The organism is Candidatus Eisenbacteria bacterium, from assembly GCA_035577985.1.
Lineage (GTDB): Bacteria > Desulfobacterota > Binatia > DP-6 > DP-6 > DATJZY01.
This window is the reverse complement of record DATJZY010000099.1, coordinates 16,679-40,370: the sequence shown is the minus strand read 5'-3', so window position 1 is coordinate 40,370 and position 23,692 is coordinate 16,679. Positions and strand designations below refer to the sequence as shown.

The 23,692-nt window shown below is 69.5% G+C and carries 25 protein-coding genes and 1 tRNA gene; 18 read left to right on the top strand and 8 right to left on the bottom strand.

Annotated elements, in window-relative coordinates; genetic code table 11:
• Positions 1–53 precede the first annotated feature (53 nt).
• Positions 54–266, bottom strand: a complete 213-nt coding sequence (locus tag VMS22_13760; GenBank protein HXJ35092.1) for a hypothetical protein — start codon at positions 264–266, stop codon at positions 54–56.
• Positions 267–696: 430 nt separating this feature from the next.
• Positions 697–4,089 (bottom strand): adenylate/guanylate cyclase domain-containing protein, encoded by a 3,393-nt coding sequence (locus VMS22_13755; GenBank protein ID HXJ35091.1) that lies wholly within the window; start codon positions 4,087–4,089, stop codon positions 697–699.
• Positions 4,090–4,267: 178 nt separating this feature from the next.
• Here VMS22_13755 and VMS22_13750 point away from each other — a divergent pair, with 178 nt between their 5' ends.
• The 3 genes from VMS22_13750 (at position 4,268) to VMS22_13740 (ending at position 6,546) form a co-directional block, all read left to right on the top strand.
• On the top strand, positions 4,268–5,458 hold the full coding sequence (locus VMS22_13750) for a cytochrome P450 (GenBank protein ID HXJ35090.1): 1,191 nt from the start codon (positions 4,268–4,270) through the stop codon (positions 5,456–5,458).
• 421 nt (positions 5,459–5,879) lie between these two features.
• Entirely contained in the window at positions 5,880–6,194 is a 315-nt protein-coding gene (locus tag VMS22_13745) for a hypothetical protein (protein ID HXJ35089.1), read from the top strand.
• A gap of 49 nt (positions 6,195–6,243) precedes the next feature.
• Entirely contained in the window at positions 6,244–6,546 is a 303-nt protein-coding gene (locus VMS22_13740) for a hypothetical protein (GenBank protein HXJ35088.1), read from the top strand.
• Between the two features lie 119 nt (positions 6,547–6,665).
• Here the strand turns inward: VMS22_13740 and VMS22_13735 are convergent, their stop codons facing one another.
• The 6 genes from VMS22_13735 to gap all read right to left on the bottom strand — a co-directional run bounded on the left by VMS22_13735 (position 6,666) and on the right by gap (position 10,414).
• On the bottom strand, positions 6,666–6,881 hold the full coding sequence (locus VMS22_13735) for an alkyl sulfatase C-terminal domain-containing protein (GenBank protein HXJ35087.1): 216 nt from the start codon (positions 6,879–6,881) through the stop codon (positions 6,666–6,668).
• 27 nt (positions 6,882–6,908) lie between these two features.
• Positions 6,909–6,993 (bottom strand) — tRNA-Leu (locus VMS22_13730).
• A gap of 78 nt (positions 6,994–7,071) precedes the next feature.
• On the bottom strand, positions 7,072–7,461 hold the full coding sequence (gene secG / locus VMS22_13725) for a preprotein translocase subunit SecG (GenBank protein HXJ35086.1): 390 nt from the start codon (positions 7,459–7,461) through the stop codon (positions 7,072–7,074).
• Complete coding sequence (tpiA, locus tag VMS22_13720; protein ID HXJ35085.1) at positions 7,458–8,225, bottom strand: triose-phosphate isomerase; 768 nt, start codon at positions 8,223–8,225, stop codon at positions 7,458–7,460. Before tpiA ends, secG begins: the two co-directional genes overlap by 4 nt.
• On the bottom strand, positions 8,225–9,400 hold the full coding sequence (locus tag VMS22_13715) for a phosphoglycerate kinase (protein ID HXJ35084.1): 1,176 nt from the start codon (positions 9,398–9,400) through the stop codon (positions 8,225–8,227). Before VMS22_13715 ends, tpiA begins: the two co-directional genes overlap by 1 nt.
• A 6-nt stretch (positions 9,401–9,406) precedes the next feature.
• A complete protein-coding gene (gene gap, locus VMS22_13710; GenBank protein HXJ35083.1) occupies positions 9,407–10,414 on the bottom strand; it encodes a type I glyceraldehyde-3-phosphate dehydrogenase in 1,008 nt (335 codons plus the stop codon).
• 156 nt (positions 10,415–10,570) lie between these two features.
• Between gap and tolQ the strand changes: the two genes are divergently transcribed.
• The 15 genes from tolQ (at position 10,571) to VMS22_13635 (ending at position 23,692) form a co-directional block, all read left to right on the top strand.
• Entirely contained in the window at positions 10,571–11,335 is a 765-nt protein-coding gene (tolQ, locus tag VMS22_13705) for a protein TolQ (protein HXJ35082.1), read from the top strand.
• 6 nt (positions 11,336–11,341) lie between these two features.
• Positions 11,342–11,770 carry a protein TolR gene (tolR, locus tag VMS22_13700; protein HXJ35081.1) on the top strand — a complete coding sequence of 143 codons (429 nt, stop codon included), beginning with the start codon at positions 11,342–11,344 and terminating at the stop codon, positions 11,768–11,770.
• 6 nt (positions 11,771–11,776) lie between these two features.
• A complete protein-coding gene (locus VMS22_13695) occupies positions 11,777–12,856 on the top strand; it encodes a cell envelope integrity protein TolA (GenBank protein HXJ35080.1) in 1,080 nt (359 codons plus the stop codon).
• Positions 12,853–14,175 carry a Tol-Pal system beta propeller repeat protein TolB gene (tolB, locus tag VMS22_13690; protein HXJ35079.1) on the top strand — a complete coding sequence of 441 codons (1,323 nt, stop codon included), beginning with the start codon at positions 12,853–12,855 and terminating at the stop codon, positions 14,173–14,175. The genes VMS22_13695 and tolB overlap by 4 nt, the downstream gene beginning before the upstream one ends.
• Positions 14,176–14,185: 10 nt before the next feature.
• Entirely contained in the window at positions 14,186–14,701 is a 516-nt protein-coding gene (locus VMS22_13685; protein ID HXJ35078.1) for an OmpA family protein, read from the top strand.
• The gene (locus VMS22_13680; GenBank protein HXJ35077.1) at positions 14,698–15,483 is read left to right on the top strand and encodes a tetratricopeptide repeat protein; all 786 of its coding nucleotides are present in this window, start codon (positions 14,698–14,700) and stop codon (positions 15,481–15,483) included. Before VMS22_13685 ends, VMS22_13680 begins: the two co-directional genes overlap by 4 nt.
• Before the next feature lie 311 nt (positions 15,484–15,794).
• Entirely contained in the window at positions 15,795–16,727 is a 933-nt protein-coding gene (locus VMS22_13675) for a bifunctional riboflavin kinase/FAD synthetase (GenBank protein HXJ35076.1), read from the top strand.
• A complete protein-coding gene (locus VMS22_13670) occupies positions 16,724–17,704 on the top strand; it encodes an RluA family pseudouridine synthase (protein HXJ35075.1) in 981 nt (326 codons plus the stop codon). Before VMS22_13675 ends, VMS22_13670 begins: the two co-directional genes overlap by 4 nt.
• A gap of 248 nt (positions 17,705–17,952) precedes the next feature.
• Positions 17,953–19,224, top strand: a complete 1,272-nt coding sequence (gene rho, locus VMS22_13665) for a transcription termination factor Rho (protein HXJ35074.1) — start codon at positions 17,953–17,955, stop codon at positions 19,222–19,224.
• 69 nt (positions 19,225–19,293) lie between these two features.
• Positions 19,294–20,082 (top strand): 30S ribosomal protein S2, encoded by a 789-nt coding sequence (gene rpsB / locus VMS22_13660; protein HXJ35073.1) that lies wholly within the window; start codon positions 19,294–19,296, stop codon positions 20,080–20,082.
• Positions 20,079–20,720, top strand: coding sequence for a translation elongation factor Ts (gene tsf, locus VMS22_13655; GenBank protein HXJ35072.1), 642 nt, complete (start codon positions 20,079–20,081; stop codon positions 20,718–20,720). The genes rpsB and tsf overlap by 4 nt, the downstream gene beginning before the upstream one ends.
• A gap of 10 nt (positions 20,721–20,730) precedes the next feature.
• Positions 20,731–21,465, top strand: a complete 735-nt coding sequence (pyrH, locus tag VMS22_13650; protein HXJ35071.1) for a UMP kinase — start codon at positions 20,731–20,733, stop codon at positions 21,463–21,465.
• A complete protein-coding gene (frr, locus tag VMS22_13645; protein ID HXJ35070.1) occupies positions 21,462–22,019 on the top strand; it encodes a ribosome recycling factor in 558 nt (185 codons plus the stop codon). The genes pyrH and frr overlap by 4 nt, the downstream gene beginning before the upstream one ends.
• Entirely contained in the window at positions 22,016–22,846 is an 831-nt protein-coding gene (locus tag VMS22_13640) for an isoprenyl transferase (GenBank protein HXJ35069.1), read from the top strand. Before frr ends, VMS22_13640 begins: the two co-directional genes overlap by 4 nt.
• A gap of 45 nt (positions 22,847–22,891) precedes the next feature.
• A complete protein-coding gene (locus VMS22_13635; GenBank protein ID HXJ35068.1) occupies positions 22,892–23,692 on the top strand; it encodes a phosphatidate cytidylyltransferase in 801 nt (266 codons plus the stop codon).

The window sequence follows — 23,692 nt, the reverse complement described above, 5'->3', positions numbered from 1 at the left end:
GGGTCAGGGTCCGAGAATCGGCCGCTACGTTACAGTTCCCAGGCTTGTCCCGACTATGGCCCGTACGCCTGCAGCAGGTCGTAACGGCGGAGCTCGTTCAGCGAGGCGTCGCTCGGTTCGTCGTCGGTGAGCGCGCTCCCGGTGAGCGTGGTCTGAACCTCGCGGGGATTCGCGATCCGGATGCCGATCGGGGGCGCACAGCCGCCCACGAGGATCGTCAGCGCGAGGACCCAGATCGGTCTTCGATGTCGGAGCGTGCATCCCATAGTCGGGCAGACCCGCGTCGATCGCTTTCGCTGAACGCACGAGCCGTACCAGTTCGCTAGGCCGGTAGGCCTGGTGGGAGTTCTCGTGGACGGGAACGACCGGAGGCGGCTCTCCCGATGGGGATGACGTTCGCGTCGTGAACGGAGTGGGGACGTGCGGAATCATCCGCGCCATCGAACCGAGAGCTGCGCCGTTCCACGTCTCGGAGCGATCGTTTCGCGCGACCCAGACGTCGAGTCCCATCTCCGCACCGAGATCGTGAGGCAGTATCGGATGCGCGCCCGGAAGGACTTCTACGAGGCCGAGCGACGGGCGGGCCAGAAGACTGTTCCGGCGTCGTGAGCGTGCCCGAGCCGGACGAGCGCGCTGCCCGACGTCCCGCCGCACACGCATCCGCCGCACCATTGACGGACGGGCGTGTGTATATGCTCAGGCTCTTTCGAGCTCGTCGTCGGACGCGAGCTCCGTCGCCAGGCGTGCGGCAGCATCGGGGGCGCCCAGGGCGCGGTACATGGCTTCGGCGTCGCGGAGCCCCGCTTCCAGCATCGCCGGATCGTCGCGGCCGGCGAGGCGAGCCTCGGCCGCGCGGAGGCGCGGCAGCAGCGAGTCGCCGCCGCTCTTGCGCACCAGCTCGCGCGCATCGGCGATCACGGCTGCGACGTCGTGGGTCGCCGCGCCGGCGCGGAGCAAGGCGTCGGCCGCCGCGGCACGCGCGAGGGCAGCTTGGAACCAGGCACCGCCGGCATCCGCGGCGGCCATCGCTTCCCGTGCCCTGGCGACCGCGGTTTCGGCGTCGCCGCGCGCGAGACACGAATCGGCACACACCGCCAGCTCCAAGCTCAGCCAGTCGAGCGCCGTGCCCGCGGCGCGCGCCTGCGCGAACGCCTCGGCGTATTGCTCTTCGGCGGCGGGGTAGTCGCCCTCCAGGAAATGCGCGGTCGCGAGGTTGTACGATGCGAAGATCTGTGAGAACCGGCTGCCGCCCGCATCGGCGATTTCGACGGCTTCGACGCATGCCCGGCGCACGTCGGTCGTCGGCGCGCGCGACGTGCCGCCCGCGAGATACGCGCACAGACCGATGCCTCCGAGCGCCCATCCGAGGTTCTCTTGCGCGCCGTGCTCGCGCGCGAGCCGGATGGCGCGTTCCAGGCGCGGCCAGCACTCGTCGAAGCGACCCGCCTGTGCCCGCATCCACCCCGCGCAGAACTCGGCCCAGATGAGCGGGCTGTAGCCGATCAGCTCCCGGCCCACGTTCGGATCCCCACCTGTCAGCTCGATCACGCGGTCGAATGCCGCGATCGCCTGCGGAATGCGTCCCGAGACCGCGAGCCAGTACGCGTGCGTGGTCTCGACCGAGAAGGTCTCGCCGGAACCCATGCCGTCGTGGAGCATGGCTTTCGCCTCTTCGGCCCGAGCGAGAGCCGCTTCCGGCCGACCGAGCACCCCGAGGTGGCCGGCGAAACCGGTCAGCGACGTGACCATGATCGCCGGACGCCCGAGCTCCTGCGCCAGCGCGCGGACCTCCTCCATGCAGCCTCGCACCTCGTCCTCGCTCATGCCGAGACGCCAGGTGCCGCTCGCGAGAAGGACGCCGCAGGCGCGGAGCCGCGCCTCCTTGACCTCGGCGTCGTCGGACGTTCGACCGATGTCGCGCACCTTCCGCCAGTGTCGCAGGCCTTCGACGGGATCGCGGGCGCCGGCCCACTCGGCGGCGCGGCGGTGCCAGCGCACCGCGTGCACGGGATCGGCCGCCTCCTCCCAGTGATGCGCCAGCAGCGCCGCCTGCTGATCGAGGTCGGCGGGATGCGCCGCCTCGATGACGCGTGCGACGGCCGCGTGCAGCCGCCGGCGCCGGTCCTGGAGCTGCGAGGCGAGCGCGACCTCCTGCGTGAGCGGATGCTTGAAGAGATACTCGGCGATCGGGTACAGCGAGTGCTCGTACACGAACTCGGCGTCTTTCAAGGTCTGGAGGGCTTCCCGCAGCTGCGGCGCGTCCTGCTCGACGACCGCCGCGAGCGTCGGCTCGTCGAACTCGCGGCCGATCACGGCGGCGGTCTGCAGCACGTCCTTCTCGCGCACGGCCAGGCGATCGATGCGCGCCGCCAAGAGGGCATGCACGGAGCTCGGCACCTCGAGCTTGTCGACGGGCGTGACGAGCCGATAGCTGCCCTTGCTGCCTTGGAGCTTTCCCGACTCGACCAGATTCTGCACCACCTCCTCCGTGAAGAAGGGATTGCCGGCCGTGCGGGCATAGATCGCGTCGGCGAGGCCGGCGATGCTGCGGTCGTCGCCGAGGAGCGCAGCGAGAAGCTCGCGGATCGCGTCGGGGCCGAGCGGTGCCAGCGGCAGCTGGTGGTAGTAGGACCGCCCCATCCACGGCGCCTGGTACTCGGGGCGGAAGTTGAGCAGGACCAAGGTGCGCGTTCCGACGGCCGCCTCGAGCAGCGGCTCGAGGAACGCGGCGCTGCCGCCGTCGAACCAGTGCAGGTCCTCGAGCAGGGTGACCTGGGTCTCGCGCTGTCCGCGCGCCTGCATCACGCGACGGACGATGTCGAACAGCTGCCGCTGGCGCACCTCGGGATCCATGCGCGGGAGTGGGTTGTCCGGATCCGGAACGCCCAGGAAGTCGAAGTTCAGCGGCAGGCTCTCGCGCAGGCGCTCGTCGAGCAGCAGGAGGCGGCCGGCGATGCGCTCGCGCGCCGTCGCATCGCTGTCCTGCTCCGTGATGCCGAAGAAGGCGCGGAAGAGCCGCAGCACGGGCAGGAACGGGATCGCCTTGCCGTGCGCGACACCGGTGGTCTCGTACGTCATGAGGCCGTGCGCCCGGCAGCGCTCGAGAAACTCGTAGCAGAGCCGGCTCTTGCCGAGACCCGCGTCACCGACGATGCCGACGACCTGGGCCTGGCCCTCGCGGGCGCGCGCCAGAGCGGTCTCGAGCACGTGCATCTCGTCGCCGCGCCCGACGAAGCGCGAGAAGCCGCGGCTCCGTGAGACGTCGAGTCGCGTCCGCATCTGGCCGAGGCCCTGCAGCTCGTGCACGTGCATCGCCGCCTGCGCACCCTTGATCTCGATCGCGCCGAGGTCGGCGAGCGCGAAGTAGCCGTCGATCAGCGCTGCGGTGTGCCCCGTGAGATAGATCTTGCCCGGCTCGGCGATCTGCTCCATGCGTGCCGCGAGCCCGACGGTGTGGCCTTGCGCCGTGTAGTCCATCCGGAGGTCGTCGCCGATCGTTCGGATGGCACCGACGACGACCTCACCGGAGTTGAGACCGAGCCGCGCCGAGAAGTTGAACCCGCGACCCAGGCGGAGCTCGGTGGCGTAGCGCCGGAGGCCGTCCTGCAAGTGCAATGCAGCGTAACAGGCGCGCCGAGCATGATCCTCGTGCGCGATCGGCGCGCCGAAGAGCGCCATGATGCCGTCGCCGGTGAACTTGTCGACGAAGCCCTCGAAGCGCTCGACGCCCTCCGCCAGGATCGTGAAGAAGCGCTGCATGATCTCCGACCACGCCTCGGGGTCCATCGCCTCGGCGAGCTCCATCGAGCCCTTGACGTCGGCGAACAGCACCGTCACCTGCTTGCGCTCGCCCTCGAGGCGGGAGCTCAAAATCTTCTCGACGAGGTGCTTGGGAGTGGGGGGAAGCGACGATCGCGGCGGCGGTCTCAGCGACGGCGCCGTCAGCGCCGCCCCGCAGCCGCCGCAGAACTTCTCGCCCGGCTGGTTCGCCTCGCCACACGACGCGCAGCGCGCGGCGAGCGCGGCGCCGCATTCGGCGCAGAATCGACGCTCGGTGCGGTTCTCGTGGTGACAGGACGGGCAGTGCATCGGGGAGCGCGTCCATACCACGGGCCGAACGGGAACGATACGGACACGCCGAGTTGTGCGAAATCGTTCACGAGGTCTGCCAAGCTAGTGACTCTGAATTCCAGACCGCCCGATGTCGCTTCCCTGGGCACTCGGCCGCCTGCTATGTGCAGGACGGGGACGGCAGGACGAAGCCATGATGGAGCCGAAGGTCGCCGCGACTGCGGTCACCGACCCACGCGAGTGGAGGCGGTTGATGCTCGAGACCGCGTCCCGCGGACCGACGGCGATCGACGAAGACACCGGCATGGTCTACGTGCTGCGCCACCGCGACATCGAGCGGCTCTTGAACGAGCCGCGGGTGCACGGCGTCGGGCTGTCCCTCTTCGACGCGATGGGCATCGCCGGGGGGCCTCTGCGCGAGTGGTATGGCGCGCTGATGTTCACGAACGACGGCGGCCGCCACGACCGGCTGCGGCGTCTGGTCAGCAAGGCGTTCACCCCGCGCGCGGTCGAGAGGCTCCGGCCAATCGCTGCCGCCCGCGTGGCCGAGCACGTCTCGGCGCTGCGCCAGGCGGGCGGTGGGGATCTCGTCGCGGCCTTCGCTCACGTGCCGATGCACGTCATGTGCGCGCTCTTGGGCGTCCCGGCCGCGGCGGTTCCCGACTTCATCGCCTGGGTGGATGCGCTGAGCCCCGTGTTCCTGTTCATGGAGCCCGATCAGATCACGCGCGCGGAAACCGCGATCACGGACCTGCTCGCCTACGTCCGAGAGTTGATCGAGCAGCGCAGCCACGCCCCCGCCGACGACTTGATGACGGCGCTGATTCGCGCCGAGCACGACGGCGATCGCCTCACTCGCGACGAGACGGTCACGATGGTGGCGAACCTGCTCGTCGGCGGCCACGACACCACGGCGAGCCAGATCGGCTGCACGCTGCTGACCCTACTCGCCCGGCCGAGCGCGCTGGCGGAGGTCCGCTCGCGGCCTGCCGCGCTGGCGTCGCTCGTGAGCGAGACGATCCGCTTCGAGCCCGGCATCAGCTTCGCGCCCCGCACCGTCGTGGAGCCGATCGAGATCTGCGGGATCGAGCGTCAGGCCGGGACGATGTTGGCGTGCACCTTCCTCACCGCCAATCGCGATCCGGAGGTGTGGCGCGATCCGGATGCGTTCGTGCCGCGCCGCTTCGACGAACCCGATGCCCCACGACTGCTCTCATTCGGCGGCGGGCCGCACTACTGCCTGGGCGCGGCGCTCGCCCGGACGACGCTCGAGGAGGCGGTACGAGGGGTGGCCGAGCTGGCGCCGGCACTCGCCGCCGACCCGGAGACCATGGAGTGGTCTCAGGTGCTCGGCCGCAGCCCGGCAAAGCTTCCCGTCACCTTCTGACGGCGCTACGGCAACCGGCCCCTTCTCGGAGCCTTCCTTCATACCGTACATGTTGAGCGCGGGGAGGGCCCACAGATACGACTGCACGGCGCGCTGGAAGACGAGCTCGTCCTTCAGCGCCGCGATGCCGTTCTGCGGCAGGAAGCCCTGCGTGAACGGCAGATCGGCGAGGCCGTCGTAGTGTGCGTCCTCGGCGCGCGCCGGAGCGCGGGTCTCGCCATTCCAGCAAATGAGAACGCGTCCGTCGGCGTTCCTTCGGGCGGGAACAGCCGGAGCCTTGCGGGCTGAGATTGTCGATGACGTCGTGACCTTGCGTCCTCGGCGGGGAGGACGGCGGGGCATATCGCTTGCACCGCTCATGGGAACGGCCTCGCCGGTTCGACCGGTCGAGGGGCGTCACGCAGATCAGGGGAGAAGCACGATGATCAAGAGAATCATGGTCGCCGCCGTCGTGTGGGCAATGCCCATCGTGGCTACGCCCGTCATGGCACAGCAAGCAGTCGAAGGAGCCGGGAAGATCATCACGGCTCCTGCGGAGATTCCCAAGGGGACGGCCGAGGGCACCGTCAAGGGCCACAAGAAACATCACGCGCCCGTGGCCGGCGCCGCCGTCGGGACGGTCCACGGCACGGGGAAGGCGGTGCGCAAGACCGTTCACGGCACCGGAGACGTCGTCGAAGGCACCGGCAAAGCCGTGGGCGGTACGCTGAAGACACTCGGCGGCAAGGAAGACTAGGCGAAGCTCCGCCCTCGTCATCGCACGTCGATTCTCGAAGGAGGACATCATGTCAGTGAGCAAGGAGGAGCTGCGGCTCCGCGTAGAAGCCAAGATCAACGAGCTCAAAGCTCAATTGCAGACCCTGGCGGCCGACGGCACCGCCGAGGCGCAGAAGCGCAAGGACCAGCTCGCAGCGACCGTGAACGATGCGCAAGCGCATCTCGAGCACGGCTGGGAGCAGATCACCGATCGTTCTCGCTTCGTCCAGGAGGTATCGGACGAACAGCGTCGTCAGGTCATCTGTGAGCTCTCCGAAGAAGCTCTCCGCCGTCGCGTCGTAGCCGATCCCCTCCGCAGCATTCACGAGTAGCGTCGCGGCCCGGTCGAGATCCATGACCCGCAGGCTCGTCCCATTGAGGAGCACGCCGCAGCGGATGGGACGATCGAACGGGTTGATCCCACCCAGGCCGCATCCGAGGATCTCGATCTCTAGTCGGTGACGGAATCCACGGCCGGCCGCTCCACCTCGAACGGATTCGTCGCCTGCGGTATGCCCGGCTCCGGAGCTTTTGTTCCCGGCATGATCTCAAAGTCCGGCGTGAACCGGACGAGGATGCCCTTTAGCTGTTCGTAGGGTTTGCGATCGCCGGCTAGCCTCGCCTTGCCGTTCGCAATTTGATCGTCCATCGTGGCCTGGCCCGCCATCACGGTTTCGTCGCGGCGGTTCGGGAGTGCGAGGAGGGGGATTTGAACCCCCACGGGGTATTAGCCCACTAGCCCCTCAAACTAGCGCGTCTGCCAGTTCCGCCATCCTCGCACGGCTCGTGGAGCTACTGAGGGGAGCGTTTAGGTAACAGAGGGGTCGGCACCTGTCGAGCATTGCGACGCGGCGGCGTCAGTTCGCCGGTGCGCCGCCGCCCGCGGGTGCATCGGCGGGTGCGGCCGGCGCCGCGGGAGCCGGAGCGGCGGGCTGTCCCGCGGCGGGCTCGGCGGGTGCCGCCGCGGGTGCCGCGTCGGGAATGCGGTTCAGCAACCCCGACGAGCTGTGCGTCTGGCTGTAGGTGAGGATCAGCGACGTGATCATGAACGTGATCGCGGTCGCGGTCGTGAGCTTGGTGAGGAGGTTCCCCGCGCCGCTCGCGCCGAACAGCGTCTGGCTGCCGCCGCCGAAGACGGCGCCCATGTCGGTGCCCTTGCCCGTCTGCAGCAGCACGACGACGATGAGGAAGAGACACGCGAACACGTGGATCACCGGCACGATGTACAGGGTGACTGCGTCGATCATGACTTTCGCTCCTGGAACCGCACGATGCGGGTGAATTGATCGGCGACGAGGCTCGCCCCGCCGACGAGTGCGCCGTCGATGTCCGGCTCGGCCATCAGGCTGTCGATGTTGTCGGGCTTGACGCTGCCACCATACAGGATGCGGACGCGCTCCGCAGTCTCGGGCGCGGTGAGCTTCGCCACCTGGCGGCGGATCGCGACGTGGACCTCCTGGGCCTGCGCGGGCGTGGCCGTGCGCCCGGTCCCGATGGCCCACACGGGCTCGTACGCGATGATGGAGCGCGCGAAGTTGGCGGTCGACACGCCGGCGAATCCGGTCGCGACCTGCCGCTCGACCACCTGCGCGGTCGCGTCGGCCTCGCGCTCCTGGAGGGTCTCGCCGACGCAGACGATGGGGACGAGCCCCGCTTCGAGCGCGGTCTCGAGCCGGCGGTTCACGGTCTCGTTCGTCTCGCCGAAGAGCTGCCGGCGCTCGGAGTGCCCGATGATGACGTGCGTGCAGCCGGCTTCCTTCAGCATCTGGGCCGAGATCTCGCCCGTGAACGCGCCCTTGGGCTCCCAGTGCAGGTTCTGGCCGGCGAGACGGATGTCGGTGCCGGCGATCGCCGTGGCGACGGCTTCGAGCGCCGTGAAGGGTGGGGCGACGAGGACCTCGCGTCCGGGGACGCGCCCGACGTCCTTCGCGAGGGCGGAGGCGAGCGCCACCGCCTCGGCGCGCGCGCCGTGCATCTTCCAGTTTCCGGCGAGCAGCGGGATCCGCGCCATCACGATGCGAGCGCCGCCAGGCCCGGCAGCGTCTTGCCCTCCAGGAACTCGAGCGATGCGCCGCCGCCGGTCGACACGTGCGTCACGGCGCCGATCTTCCCCGCGCGCGCGAGCGCGGCAACCGAGTCGCCGCCGCCCACGACCGTGGTGGCCTTCGACATCGCCAGGGCCTCGGCGATGGCCATCGTGCCCTGCGCGAAGGCGTCGATCTCGAAGATGCCCATGGGGCCGTTCCAGAGCGTCGTCCGGGCCGCGGCGATCTCGGCGGCGTACGCCTTCGCCGTCGCGGGACCGATGTCGACGCCGAGGAGATCGGCGGGGAATGCATCTGCACCGACGATCTGGCTGCGGGCGCCGGCCTCGGGCTTGTCGGCGGCGAGGTGGTCCACCGGCAGGCACACCTTCACGTTCTTCGCCTGGGCGCGCGCGAGCGTCTCGCGCGCGACGTCGAGCCGATCGTCCTCGACCCGCGAGCGGCCGACGGGCTTTCCCTGCGCCTTGAGGAACGTGTAGGCCATCGCGCCGCCGACGCAGAACACCTGCACGCGATCCAGGAGGTTCTCGATGACGGCGATCTTGTCCGACACCTTGGCGCCGCCCAGGACGGCGACGAACGGCCGCGCGGGCGCGGCGAGGAGCTTCGAGAGTACCTCGACCTCGCGCGCGAGGAGGAAGCCCGCGGCGTGCGCGGGGACGTACTTCACCATGCCGTGCGTGGACGCGTGCGCGCGATGGGCCGCGCCGAAGGCGTCGTCGACGTAGACCTCGGCGAGCTTCGCCAAGGCCTGCGCGAAGGAGGGGTCGTTCTTCTCCTCCTCGGCGTGGAAGCGGAGGTTCTCGAGCAGCACGACGTCGCCGTTCTTCATCGCGGCGACGGCGGCTTCCGCGACCGGACCCACGCAGTCGGCGACGAGCGGCACGGCGCGATCGAGGAGCCGGCTCAGGTGGTCGGCGACCGGGCGGAGCGAGTACTTCGGATTCGCCGCGCCCTTCGGACGTCCGAGGTGCGAGGCGAGGATGGCCTTGCCGTCGTGCTCGAGGATCCAGCGCACGGTCGGGAGCGTCGCCTCGATGCGCGTCGCATCGGTCACGCGCCCGCCCTCGAGGGGCACGTTGTAGTCGACGCGGACGAAGACCCGCTTTCCCGCGACGTCGAGGTCTCGCAGGGTTCGCACGCGCGCTCAGCCGAGCTTCGATCCGACGTGCAGCGCGACGTCACGCATGCGGTTCGAGAAGCCCCACTCGTTGTCGTACCACGACAGGACCTTGACGAAGGTCTTGTCAATCACGCGCGTGAGCGCGCTGTCGAAGATGGACGAGTACGACGTGCCGTTGAAATCGCTCGAGACGAGCGGCTCGTCGGAGTACATGAGCACGCCCTCGAGCGGCCCCGCTGCGGCCGCCTTGACGGCGGCGTTGATCTCGGCCTCGGTCGCGGGCTTCGCGAGCTCGGCCGTCAGATCGACCAGCGACACGTTCGGCGTCGGAACGCGCACGGCCATACCGTCGAGCTTGCCGGCGAGGTCCGGAATGACGAGGCCGATCGCCTTCGCGGCGCCGGTGCTGGTGGGGATCATCGAGAGCGCAGCCGCGCGGGCGCGCCGGAGATCCTCGTGCGGCAGATCGAGGATGCGCTGGTCGTTCGTGTAGGAATGCACCGTGGTCATGAGACCGCGCTTCACGCCGAACGTCTCGTGCAGGACCTTGGCGACCGGCGCCAGGCAGTTGGTCGTGCACGAGGCATTGGAGATGACCTGGTGCTTCTTCGGGTCGTAGGCGGTGTGGTTCACGCCGAAGCAGACCGTGAGATCGGCGCCCTTGGACGGCGCCGAGACGATCACCTTCTTCGCGCCCGCGCCGAGGTGGATGGCGGCCTTGTCCCGCTCGGTGAAGATGCCGCTGCACTCGAGCACGAGGTCGACCCCGAGGTCCTTCCAGGGGAGCTTCGCGGGGTCGCGCTCGGCGAGCACCTTGATCTTGCGGCCACCGATCGCGAGGCCGTCGCCCTCGGCCTTGACGTCGTCCTTCAGGGTCCCGTGGACCGAGTCGTACTTGAGGAGATGGGCCAGCGTCTTCGCGCTGGTGATGTCGTTGACGGCTACGAACTCGAGCCGCGACTCGTCCAGGCAGGCGCGGAAGACGTTCCTTCCGATGCGGCCGAAGCCGTTGATGCCGACGCGAATGCCCATCGAGTGGTACTCCTCTTCCGGGGGAGAAAAGTGAAGGGAATCAGGTACCGTACGTCCGAACGGCATGCAAGGAACCGGTGCGTCGGGTTTGACGCCCCCGGACCCGAGGCGTAGAGATCGCACCTGCCGTGGCACCCGCGTGAGGAGAGCGCGCTCGTGGTGGATGTGATGTGGGGGTTGGGAGGGATGGCCGCGCAGGCCGCGCTGCCGGGTGTGCCGTCGCCCGCGCCGCAGATGGAGATCCTGCACCTCTTCTGGGGGTCGGGCTGGGTGGTCCGACTCGTTCTGTTCATCCTGATCGGTTTCTCGATCGGTTGCTGGGGGATCGCGCTCGCGAAGAGTCGCGAGATGCGACGGGCCCAGAAGCAGTCGGCGAAGTTCATCGACATCTTCTGGGAGGCGAACAACCTCGCCACCATCCACGCCGCGAGCGTCGATCTGAAGGACAGCCCGGTGGCGCAGGTGTTTCGAGCCGGCTACCAGGAGCTGCAGCGCATGACGAAGGCCAAACGCGCCATCGACGAGGGCGAGGGCATGGCCGAGGGAGAGTTCGGCGGCATCGAGAACGTGCAGCGCGGGATGCAGCGCGCGCGCATCCAGGAGGTGACGCGCCTCGAGCGCGGGCTCACGTTTCTCGCCACCACCTCGAGCACCGCCCCGTTCATCGGCCTCTTCGGCACCGTGTGGGGGATCATGACCGCGTTCATGGGCCTCTCGACGGCGACCTCGTCCAGCATCCAGGCGGTGGCGCCGGGCATCGCCGAGGCGCTCATCGCGACCGCCGTCGGCCTCGCGGCGGCGATCCCCGCGGTCGTCATGTACAACCGCTTCGCGCGCCAGCTCCGCGTGCTGATGGCCGAGGTCGACACCTTCGCGTCCGAGTTCCTGAACATCGCGGAGCGGCACTTCTTGAAGAAGTAGGACGGCATGGCATTCGGCGGATCAGGGCAGTCCGAGGGCAGCGGCGCCATCTCCGACATCAACGTGACGCCGCTCGTCGACGTCATGCTCGTGCTGCTCGTCATCTTCATGGTGACGGCGCCGATCCTCCAACAGGGCGTCTCGATCGACCTTCCGAAGGTCGCGGGCGCACCGCTCGCGGGCGACCAGGAGCAGCTCGTCGTCAACGTCAACAAGACCGGGCAGGTGTTCCTGAACGACACCCCGATCGCGCTGCCCGCGCTCACCGAGAAGCTGGCCGCCATCCGCACCGCGCGCCCCGACCGGCAGGTGTACGTCCGCGCCGACCAGTCGGTGCCCTACGGGCAGGTGATGAAGACGATGGCGGCCGTGCGCGAGTCGGGATTGGTGAAGATCGGGCTCGTGACCGAGCCGCCCCCCGACCGACCGCGCTGAGGCGTCATGCCGAGAGCCGTGCTCATGCGAGGCACCCCGGACTGGGATCCGCAGTTCACGCGCATGGTGGGTGTGTCGGCCGCCGCGCATGCGGCGCTGCTGGTCCTCGTGCTCTTCGTGCTGCCGTTCATCACGCCCGCGCCGCTGCCGATCGTCGCGTACACGGTGGAGCTGACCGATCCGAGCTCGCTCGGTGGCAAGCTGCCGGTGGGACGTCCCGACCAGCCGATCGGACCGCGACCCGGTCCCGCCGCGAGCGGCGACACCCAGGCGCGGCAGGGCGAGCCGGTCGCCAAGCCCGAGCCGGTGGCGCCGCCTCCGAGCGAGGCCAAGGCGCCGGAGCCGCCGAAGCCGCCCGAACCGCAGAAGGCCCCCGAGCCTCCGAAGCCGCCCGAGCCGGAGGTGAAGCTGCCGTCGGTCGAGAAGCCGCCACCGCCGAAGCCCGAAGCGAAGCCGCCGGAGCCCAAGCCCGAGCCGAAGGCGGACGCCGCGAAGCCAGAGCCGCCGAAGCCGGCGCCGGCGAAGCCGCAAACGGCGAGCGCGCCGAAGCCGGCCGACGCGAAGCCGGCTGACGCGAAGCCGGCCGACGCCAAGCCGGCGGGGAAGCCGAACGGAAAGGCGGACGCGACGGCCGCCGACGGCGGCGACGCGTACGCGGCCGCGGCGGAGAAGTGGCGCGCCAAGGGCGCGAGCGGCGGTGGCGGCGGGCTCGGCGGCACCGACACCAGCGGCGGGCCGATCGGCACGCCCGGCTACGGGCCGGGTGGCGGCGGGCAGGTCGTGGGCCTCGAGTTCCTCGCCTATCAGCAGCGCGTCGTCTCGACCGTGAAGGCGGCATGGGTGAACGTCGTCACGCGCCCGGGCCTGGTCGCGAAGGTGCGCTTCCAGATCGGAGCCAACGGCGAGGTGAGTGGCGTCAAGCTCGAGCAGGCCTCCGGCGATGCGGCGTACGACGCGTCGGTGCAGCGCGCGGTGCAGCGATCGAACCCGCTTCCGCCGCCCCCCGCCCGCTATGTAAACGACTTCCGGGAGTTCGTGATCGAGTTCAAATCCGAAGAAGAGGGAGGAGGGCAAGGCCAGGGATGACCACTGCACGGCTCGTGGCGTGGATGATGGCGATGGCGATCGGCGCCGCGGCGACGCGGGCGGACGCCGTCGTCACGGGAACGATCGTCGGCCCGGGAAGCCAGTCGTTCCCGATCGCCGTCGTCCCGCTCAAGAACCTCGGCGGTGACAACGACGGATCGCTCGGCAAGACGTTCGCGCGCGTCCTGTCGAAGGACCTGGATCTCTCCGGGTACTTCAAGCTGATCGATCCCCGCACGTTCATCGAGAACCAGGCGTCCGGGATCGGGGCCGCCGAGATCGACTTCGTCGGCTGGGCCGCGCTCGGCGCGCAGGAGCTGGTGAAGGGTGGCATCAGCGTGGACGGCGACAAGGTGACCGTGGAGGTGCGCCTGTTCGACGTGCCCGGTCGCAAGGACGTGCCCGAGGTCGGCCGTCGCGTGAGCGGCGCGCGCGCCGACGTCCCGCGCATGGCGCATCGCTTCGCCGATCAGCTCCTCGAGTTCCTGACCGGCGAGCGCGGCCCGTTCGACTCGCAGATCGCGCTCACGAGCACGCGCGGCGGGCGCGGGCTCCTGAAGGAGCTCTACCTGTGGACGTTCGACCGCGACGATCCGATGCGGCTCACGAACGAGCAGACGCTCATGGCCTCGCCGCGCTGGCGGCCCGACGGCGGCGCCATCCTCTTCACGTCGTGGAAGGAGCACCAGCCCCATCTCTTCACCTTCGACATGCAGACGCGCCGGGTGAGCCGGCTCGTGCCCGGCGCCGGCGCGGTGCTGAGCGGCGCGTGGTCGCCGGACGGCTCGAAGCTCCTCGTCGCGCGCGAGGACGGCGGCAACTCGGACATCTTCCTGCTCGATCGATCGGGCGGCCTCATCCGCCAGTTGACGGACCACTGGGCCATCGACGTCTCGCCGGTGTGGGCGCCCGATGGGCAGCGTTTCGCCTTCTGCTCGGCGCGCGGCGGCTCGCCGCAGATCTACGAGATGGGCATCGACGGCTCGGGCCTGCGCCGCGTGTCGACGGTCGGGAACTACAACACCTCGCCCGCGTGGTCGCCGAAGGGCGATCGCATCGCGTATTCGACGCGCGCGGGCGGCGGCTTCCAGGTCGTCGTCGCGATGATGGACGGCACGGGCGCGAAGACGGTCACCTCGCAGGGCAGCAACGAGGATCCGTCGTGGGCGCCCGACGGTCGCTACCTCATCTTCTCGACGACGCGCGGTGGCGGGCATCATCTCGCGCTCGCCGATCGCGACGGACGCGTGCAGCGAGAATTGACCCGTGGAACAGCCGATGATACGTCGCCGTCGTGGTCTGCACGCTTGGAGTGGTGAGGTGAGGGGCATGCGGTGGATGACGGCGAAGCGGACGGCGCTGATCGCACTCTGCGTGGTGGTCGCACTCGCGGGCGCCTGTTCGACCAAGAAGAAGGGCGTCGGCGAAGAGGGCACCGGCACGGGCGAGGAAGGCCTCAGCGGCTCGAGCCTCGATCGTGCGCGCAGCGGACGCGGACCGGAAGAGGACGGCATCCTGAAGGACATCCACTTCGGGTACGACAGCGCCGAGATCGAATCGAGCGAGCGCGGCCGGCTGGACGAGAACGTCGACTGGCTGCGCCAGAACCCGCGCGCGAAGATCGAGCTCGAAGGCCACTGCGACAGCCGCGGCACCATCGAGTACAACCTCGGCCTCGGCGCCAAGCGCGCCAAGGCCGTGAAGGACTACCTCGTCGGCCAGGGGATCGGCGGCGACCGCATCTCCACCATCAGCTACGGCAAGGAGCTGCCGCTCTGCCAGGACGAGACCGAAGCGTGCTGGGCGCGGAACCGCCGGGTTCACGCGGTGATCCTCGGGAAGTGACGCGCACGACGACACGGCTCGCGGCCGTCGGCATCGCCCTCGGGCTCGCGGGGTGCGCGACCCAGGCCGACCTGATCGCGCAGGAGCGGCGGCTGCAGTCGCAGATCTCGGATCAACGCAAGCAGATCCAGGCGATCCAGCGCGAGCTCGAGCGGGTGCGCGGGGACCTCGACGTGCCCGTGCAGCGCCCGCCGCAAGAGCACGTGATGACCGACGAGGAGCGCAAGCAGCTCGAAGCCGCCAAGCATCCGCCGGACCAGGAGCCGCCTCCCGACGCGGGCACGCCGCCGCCCGACAAGACGGCATCCGTGCCACCGCCACCCCCGGTGCCGCCTCCGGCGCCCTCCGAGGACGTGTGGGCGCGCGACGTCAGCCGCGATCAGGCGGCGATGGCCGCCAGCAACGCCCCCGAGCGCGCGGACCTGGCGCCCATCATGGACAACGTCGCGAAGAAGGACTGCGGCAAGGCGGTGGGACAGCTCAACAGCTTCGCGGCGCAGAAGAAGGAATCGCCGCTCGCGTCGAGCGCGCTCTACTGGGCGGCACGTTGCTACGCGCTGAAGGGCGATCGGAACCAGGCGATCTCCAAATTCTACGACGTCGTCACCAAGTACCCGCGCGGCAGCAAGGCGCCGGCGGCGCTCTGGGAGCAGGGGAACCTCTTCATCGAGATCGGCGACACGCCGGATGCGCGGCTGGCGCTGGGCAAGCTCATCAAGGACTACCCGAACTCGGAAGAGGCCGGGCGCGCGCGGAAGCGTCTGACCGAGCTCGATCGCTAGGACACCGACCCAAGACTGCGTCTTGGGTCGGGGAGAACGCGAGAGTGTCGCGTTCGTGATACGCGCGACGTATGGTTGTCCGGGCGTCGCTTTCCGTGACGACGTAGACGACGGCGCGGGGCGCGCCGGGCGATGCAGCTCGCGGCAGCGTGCATCGTCTGGTGCGTCCCTGCGGTGCCGCGCCAGCTTCGCGGGCCGCGGCATGCCGGTCGCGCGTGCCCGGACGCCACACTCCCGCGTTCTCCCCCGACCCAAGACGTAGTCTTGGGTCGGAGTTCAAACGCTGCGGGCCCTACGATATAGGCGGGCCGATGCGGGTCATCCGCCACCTCGCGCGGGTCGGGTCGAGGCTGCCGCGGGTCGTCCTCACGCTCGGCAACTTCGACGGTGTGCACCGCGGACACCAGGCCATCCTCGCTCGTGCGGTTGCCGAGGCACGTTCCCGCGGCGGGCAGACCGTCGCGCTGACGTTCCATCCCCACCCGGTGATGGTCCTGGCTGCGCAGCGAGCGCCCGGCATGATCCAGTCGCTCCACGACCGGCTCGCGACCCTGCGGCGCCTCGGTGTCGACGTGGCGGTCGTGCAGCGCTTCACGCGCGAGTTCGCGTCCCACGATCCGGACGCGTTCATCACGCGCGACATCCTGCCGTCGCTCGACCTCGCGCACGTCGTCGTCGGCTACAACGTGAACTTCGGCCGCAACCGCGCGGGCACGGCCGAGACTCTGCGCGCGCTCGGCGCGAGCCACGGTTTCAGCGTCGAGGCGGTGGGGCCGGTCGCCGAGGGCGACGCCGCGGTCAGCAGCTCCGGCGTCCGGCGGGCGGTCGCGGCCGGCGACGTCGCGACCGCCCGCCTGCTGCTCGGGCGACCGTACGGACTGCGGGGCCGCGTCGTGACGGGCGAGCAGCGCGGGCGGACGCTCGGGTTTCCGACCGCGAACCTCCACGTCGGCCGGCGTCTCGTCCTGCCCGCCGACGGCGTCTACGCCGTCTACGCGCGCGCGGGCGGGGCGCCGATGCCCGCGGTGCTCAACGTCGGCGTCCGGCCGACGTTCGGCGAGCTGCGGCGGACGATCGAAGCCCACGTGCTCGATTGGCAGGGCGATCTCTACGGGCGCTGGCTGGAGCTGGCATTCGTGGCGCACCTGCGTGGCGAGCGGCGCTTCTCGGGCCCCGACGAGCTCCGGCGCGCGATCGCCGACGACGTCGTGCGAGCCCGCGCCGCGCTCGCCGCCTCGCCGTGAGCGTGCGGACGCACGCCGTGCACGTCACGGCGGCGCACGAGGGCGAGCGCCTCGATCGCGTCGTCGCGACGCTGGCGGAGGTCGGCACGCGCTCGCAGGCAAAGCAGCTCGTCGACGGCGGGCACGTGCGCGTCGACGGCGTCGTGCGCAAGGCGTCGTTCGTCGTGCGCGCGGGCATGCGGATCGAGGTGGACCTGAACGTCGCGCCGCCCGCCGGCATCGAACCGGAGGCGTTGCCGCTGCGCGTCCTGTACGAAGACGCGGTGCTGCTCGCGATCGACAAGCCGCCCGGCATGGTCGTGCATCCCGCGCCCGGCGCGCGGCGCGGCACGGTCGTGAACGCGCTCCTGCACCATCTGGGCGCGCTCGAGGGCGTCGGCGCCGCCGAGCGCCCGGGGATCGTGCACCGGCTCGACAAGGACACGTCGGGCGTGCTCGTGGTCGCGCGCACGGCGGCCGCGCTGGAGGCGCTCGCGCGCCAGTTCCGCGCGCGGACGATCCACAAGCGCTACCTGGCCCTCGTCCACGGACACGTCCGCGCCGCGAGCGGAACGATCGACCGTCCGATCGGCCGCGACCCCCGCGAGCGCAAGCGCATGAGCGTCCGGGCACCGCGCGGCCGCGCCGCCGTCACGCGGTACACGGTCGTCGAGCGATTTCCGGGGGCGACGCTGCTCGCGGTGGCACCGCAGACGGGGCGCACGCACCAGATCCGGGTCCATCTGGCTGCGCTCGGCCACCCGATCGTCGGCGACGCCGTCTACGGAGGTCGCCGGCGGGGCACGGCCAGGGAGACGGCCGACGCGCTCGCGGCCTGCCCGCGGCAGGCGCTGCACGCCCAGGCGATCACCTTCGTGCACCCGGCGAGCGGGACCGAGGTCCACCTCGAGGCGCCGCTCCCGGCGGACCTGTCGGGGGTGTTGGATACGTTGCGCAAGCTCGCGAGGACATTGAAAAATCCGTCCCTCAAAACTTGACAGGCAGCTTCCCTTTCCGTACTGTCACGGACGTTCCGTCACGCCTAGCGAGCCCGCCTGAGCGAGGTCGCCGTTTTCATCCTGCGCAACATGATCGTTCGGAGGGGAGTGCTGCATCGAGCGGTGGTGGAGGGGTGCGTGTGAGTGCACGGCAGCGATCAGGCGAGAGCGCGGTGCGCGTGCGGTCCAAGGCCGCCGTCGTGCCGATCGTGGAAGAGGTCGAAACACCCGAGGCGCCGCGCGCGGGGGTGGCCGACGAGGAGCCGCCCCCGCTCGATCTGAAGAGCCTCAAGGCCGAGAGCATCGCCGATCTCGCCACGCTCGCGCGCGAGCGCCGCATCGAAGGCGCGTCCACCATGCGCAAGCAGGAGCTGATCTTCTCCATCCTGCAGGCGCAGGCCGAGCAGAACGGCCAGGTGTTCGCCGAGGGGGTGCTCGAGATCCTGCAGGACGGCTTCGGCTTCCTGCGCGCGCCCGACTACAACTACCTGCCGGGTCCGGACGACATCTACGTCTCGCCGAGCCAGGTGCGGCGCTTCAACCTGCGCACCGGCGACGTCGTCTCCGGACAGATCCGCGCCCCGAAAGAGGGCGAGCGCTACTTCGCGCTCCTCAAGGTCGAGAAGATCAACTTCGAGTCACCCGAGCAGGCGCGCGACAAGATCCTGTTCGACAATCTCACGCCGCTCTACCCGAACGAGCAGCTCCACCTCGAGAACGATCCCGGCGAGGTGACGACGCGCATCATCGACCTGCTGACGCCCATCGGGAAGGGGCAGCGCGGGCTCATCGTCGCCGCGCCGCGCACGGGCAAGACCGTGATGCTGCAGAACATCGCCCGTGGCATCACGGCGAACCACCCCGAGGTCGTCCTCATCGTGCTGCTGATCGACGAGCGCCCCGAAGAGGTGACCGACATGCAGCGCTCGGTGTCGGGCGAGGTCGTGAGCTCCACCTTCGACGAGCCGCCGACGCGGCACGTGCAGGTGGCCGAGATGGTCATCGAGAAGGCGAAGCGCCTGGTCGAGCACGGGCGCGACGTCGTGATCCTGCTCGACTCGATCACGCGGCTCGCGCGCGCCTACAACGCGACGGTGCCGCCGTCGGGCAAGGTGCTCTCCGGCGGCGTCGACTCGAACGCGCTGCGCGGCCCGAAGAAGTTCTTCGGCGCCGCCCGCAACATCGAGCACGGCGGCAGCCTCACCATCATGGGGACCGCGCTCGTCGATACCGGCAGCCGCATGGACGAGGTGATCTTCGAGGAGTTCAAAGGCACCGGAAACATGGAGATCCACCTCGACCGGCGCCTGATGGACAAGCGCGTCTTCCCGGCGATCGACGTCGCCCGCTCCGGCACGCGCAAGGAGGAGCTCCTGCTCGCGGCCCCGGTGCTGAACCGCGTCTGGATCCTGCGCAAGCTGCTCACGCAACTGAACACCGTGGAGGCGATGGAATTCCTCCACGACAAACTCGGAGGGACGAAGGCGAACCGCGAGTTCCTGGACTCGATGAGCCAGTGACCCGGGAGACGTCGTCGTTGCCTCGACCCTTGCATTTCTGCTAGAGAGCACCGTTTCGCGAGACAAACTATGACGGATGTGACGATGAAGAATCTGCTCGAAGCGGGCGTCCACTTCGGGCATCAGACGAGCCGCTGGAACCCGAAGATGAAACCCTACATCTTCGGCGCGCGAAACGGAATCTACATCATCGATCTGCAGCAGACGGTGAAGATGTTCCGTGACGCGTACACCTTCGTGCGCGACCGCATCGGGCAGGGTGGACAGATCCTGTTCGTGGGCACCAAGAGCCAGGCGCAGGATGCCATCCGCGAAGAGGCCGAGCGGTGCGGCGCGTTCTACGTGAACACGCGCTGGCTCGGCGGCACGCTCACGAACTTCCAGACCATCCGGCAGTCGATCGAGCGCCTGAAGAAGCTCGACGACATGCTGGAGGATCCGCAGATGCTGAACGCGTTCACCAAGCGCGAGCTCATCGGGCTCCGCCGCGAGCGCGAGAAGCTCCTCCAGTCGCTCGGCGGCATCAAGGCGATGCGGAAGCTCCCCGACCTGCTCTTCGTGATCGATCCCTCGAAAGAGGAAATCGGCGTGCGCGAGGCGAACAAGCTCGGCATCCCGGTGGTCTCGGTGGTCGACACGAACTGCGACCCCGACCTGATCGACTACAAGATCCCGGGCAACGACGACGCCATCCGCGCCATCCGGCTGTTCTGCGCCGCCATCGCCGAGGCCGTGATCGAGGGCCGCAATCTCTACGAGGAGCGCCAGCGCGGGGCGGGGCAGACGGGCGGCTCGGACGAGGGCGACGAGGCTCCGGCCGGGGGTGACGGCGAGGCGCTGGAGGCCCATCAGGTATGAGCCTCGAGTTCGTCCGCGAGCTGCGCGACAAGACCGGCGCGGGGCTCGTCGATTGCCAGAAGGCGCTCGCCGAAGCGGGCGGGGACGTCGACAAGGCCCTGCGGGTGCTGCGCGAGAAGGGGCTCGCCAAGGCCGCGAAGAAGAGCGGACGGGCGGCCACCGACGGCGCCATCGGCGCGTACATCCATCCGGGGTCCAAGGTCGGCGTGCTGATCGAGGTCAACTGCGAGACCGACTTCGTCGCGAAGACCACGGAGTTCCAGACCCTCGTGAAGGACCTCGCCATGCAGGTCGCCGCCGCCGCACCGCGCTACGTATCGCGCGAGGACGTGCCGGCGAGCGAGATCGAGAGCGAGCGCGCGATCTACCGCAAGCAGGCCGAGGCCAGCGGCAAGCCACCGCAGGTGATCGAGCGCATCGTCGACGGCCAGGTCGAGCGGTTCTACAAGGACGTCTGTCTGCTCGAGCAGGCGTTCATCAAGCAGAGTGACCGCACGATCGGCGATCTCGTGAAGGAAGCCATCGTGCGGTTCGGGGTGAACGTGGCGGTCCGTCGCTTTGCTCGCTATCAGCTCGGGGAGATGCAGGAGCGGAGTGACGGAAAGGAGGACGCCGCTGGAGGCACGTCCGGAGCCTGACCAGGCACCGGTGACGACCGGTGCGCCGCGCTACCGTCGCGTCCTCCTGAAGCTCAGTGGAGAGGCGCTGTCGGGCGCTGGCGGCTACGGGATCGACCCGGAGGTGCTCCGGGACTTCGCCATCGAGCTGCGCGACGTGCACGCCGCCGGCTGCGAGCTCGCCCTGGTGATCGGCGGCGGCAACATCTTCCGAGGGCTCACCTCGGGCGCCAGGGTCGGGATCGATCGCGCGACCGGCGATTACATGGGGATGCTCGCGACCGTCATCAACGCCCTCGCCATGCAGGACGCACTCGAGAAGCTCGGCGTTCCCACGCGCGTGCAGTCGGCCATCGGCCTGCACCAGGTCGCCGAGCCGTACATCCGGCGCCGCGCGGTCCGGCACCTCGAGAAGGGCCGGGTCGTGATCTTCGCCGCCGGCACCGGCAACCCCTTCTTCACGACCGACACGGCGGCGAGCCTGCGCGCCATGGAGATCGGCGCCGAGGTCATCTTCAAGGCCACCCGCGTCGACGGCGTCTTCGACGCCGACCCGTTGAAGCACCCCGACGCCCGCCGTTTTGACGAGCTCACCTACATCGACGTACTCAATCGCCAGCTCCAGGTGATGGACGCCACCGCGATATCGCTGTGCATGGACAACAGCATGCCGATCCTCGTCTTCAACCTGATGCGCCCGGGCAACATCATGCGCGCGGTGTCGGGCGAGCGGATCGGGACGCTGGTGCACGGAGGCCGCGCATGACGAACGAAGTGATCGACGCCACGAAGAAGGAGATGGACGCCACGGTCGCCGCCTTCAAGAAGGAGCTGGGTCACGTGCGCACCGGCCGCGCGACGACGCAGCTCCTGGACGGCATCATGGTCGACTACTACGGGACGCGCACGCCGCTGAACCAGGTGGCCACGTTGAACGTCCCCGAGCCGACGCTGATCGTGATCCAGCCGTTCGACAAGACCGCGGTGCAGGCGATCGAGAAGGCGATCCACACCTCGGACCTTGGGCTCACGCCGCAGAACGACGGCAAGCTGATCCGCGTCCCCATCCCGGCGCTGACCGAGCAGCGGCGCAAGGACCTCGTGAAACACGTCAAGAAGGTCGCGGAGGACTACCGGGTCTCGATGCGCAACCACCGCCGCGACGCGCTCGAGAAGCTGAAGGCGCTCGAGAAGGACAAGAAGATCACGCAGGACGACCATCGGCACGCGCACGACAAGATCGAGGCCGGCACGAAGGACGCGATCGATCGGCTCGACAAGCTCGTGAAGACCAAAGAAGACGAGATCATGGCGGTGTGAGGGTGGAGAACGGTCGCGCAAACGGTCGCGCCGACGGTCACGGGGCCAACGGCCACCGGACCAACGGCAACGGCAACGGCCACGGCCGCCTGCCCCGCCACGTCGCCGTCATCATGGACGGCAACGGGCGATGGGCCGAGCAGCGTGGTCTCACGCGCCTGCAGGGCCACCGCGTCGGGAAGGATTCCGTGCGGGCCGTCGTCGAGTCGGCGCGCCGCCTCGGCGTCGAATACCTGTCGCTGTTCGCGTTCTCGACCGAGAACTGGCACCGCCCGCCCAAAGAGGTCGACGGCCTGATGCACCTCCTGCGCCGCTACCTCGCGAGCGAAGTCGACAAGATGATGAAGCACGGCATCCGGCTCATCGCCGTGGGGACGCTGCGCCGGCTGCCGCCTGCGGTGCGCGAGGCGCTGCGCTCGGCCATCGCCGCGACCCGGGGCAACAAGGGCATGACCGTGATCCTCGCCGTCAGCTACGGCGGGCGCGAGGAGCTGACGCGCGCCATGCGCGCCATGGCGCGCAAGGTGCGCCAGGGCAAGCTCGATCCCGATCGCATCACCAGCGACGTCGTCTCGCAGCATCTCGCGACCAAGGGCGTGCCGGATCCGGATCTGCTCATCCGGACCAGCGGCGAGATGCGGATCAGCAACTTCTTCCTGTGGCAGGTGGCGTACTCGGAGCTCTACGTGACCGAGACGCTGTGGCCCGACTTCCGGGAGCGCGAGTTCCAGCAGGCGCTCGCGTTCTACGAGCAGCGCCAGCGCCGCTTCGGTCGGACGTCGGCCCAGGTCGAACGCGAGGCGTCCCTGCGCGCGGCGGGTAGCTGAGCCGTTGCCGTCCGCGCTCGTCTGATCGCGTGTAGGTGAGGCGCGATGCTCCGCACGAGGCTTGCCACCGCCGCCGTCGCGATCCCCGCACTCTGGGCCTTCATCGTCTATGCGTCGCCGCCGCTGTTCGCGGGCTTCATCGTGCTGGTGACCGCGATCGCCCTGTACGAATACTTCGCGATGGCGCTGCCGGATCACGTACCGGAGCGGATCGGCGGCGCGATCCTCGGTCTCGTCGTGGCGGCTGGCGTCGCGACGCGGAATCCCGCCCTGTGGGGTGCCGCCGTGAGCATCACGGTGATCGCCGGGTTCGTATCGTTGCTGGCACGGCGCGACGACCTCCCGGGCGCCGCGCACCGCCTCGGGCTCGGCGTGCTCGGCGTCATCTACGTCGGCTTCTTCATGCCGCACACGATCCTCTTGCGCGAGCTCCCCGACGTCGGCTGGCGCTGGCTCCTCTTCACCATCGGCGCGGTGTTCGGATCCGACACCGGCGGCTACTTCGCCGGGCGTGCGTACGGCAAGCACAAGCTCATGCCGAGCGTCAGCCCGAGCAAGACCGTCGAAGGGGCGATCGGAGCCATCGCCGGCGCGGTGCTGGGCGCTCTGCTCGTGCACCTGCTGTTGCACCGCAGCCTCGGCACGCGCGAGGTGGTCTTCCTGGCCGTCGTCATGAGCGTTCTCGCGCAGTTCGGCGACCTCTGCGAGTCGGCGCTGAAGCGCGCCTTCGGGGCCAAGGACTCCGGCTGGATTATCCCGGGTCACGGTGGCATCCTGGACAGGCTGGACAGCCTGCTGTTCCCGTTCGTGTTCGCCTACTACTACGCCGCCACCCAGGGCGGCTGA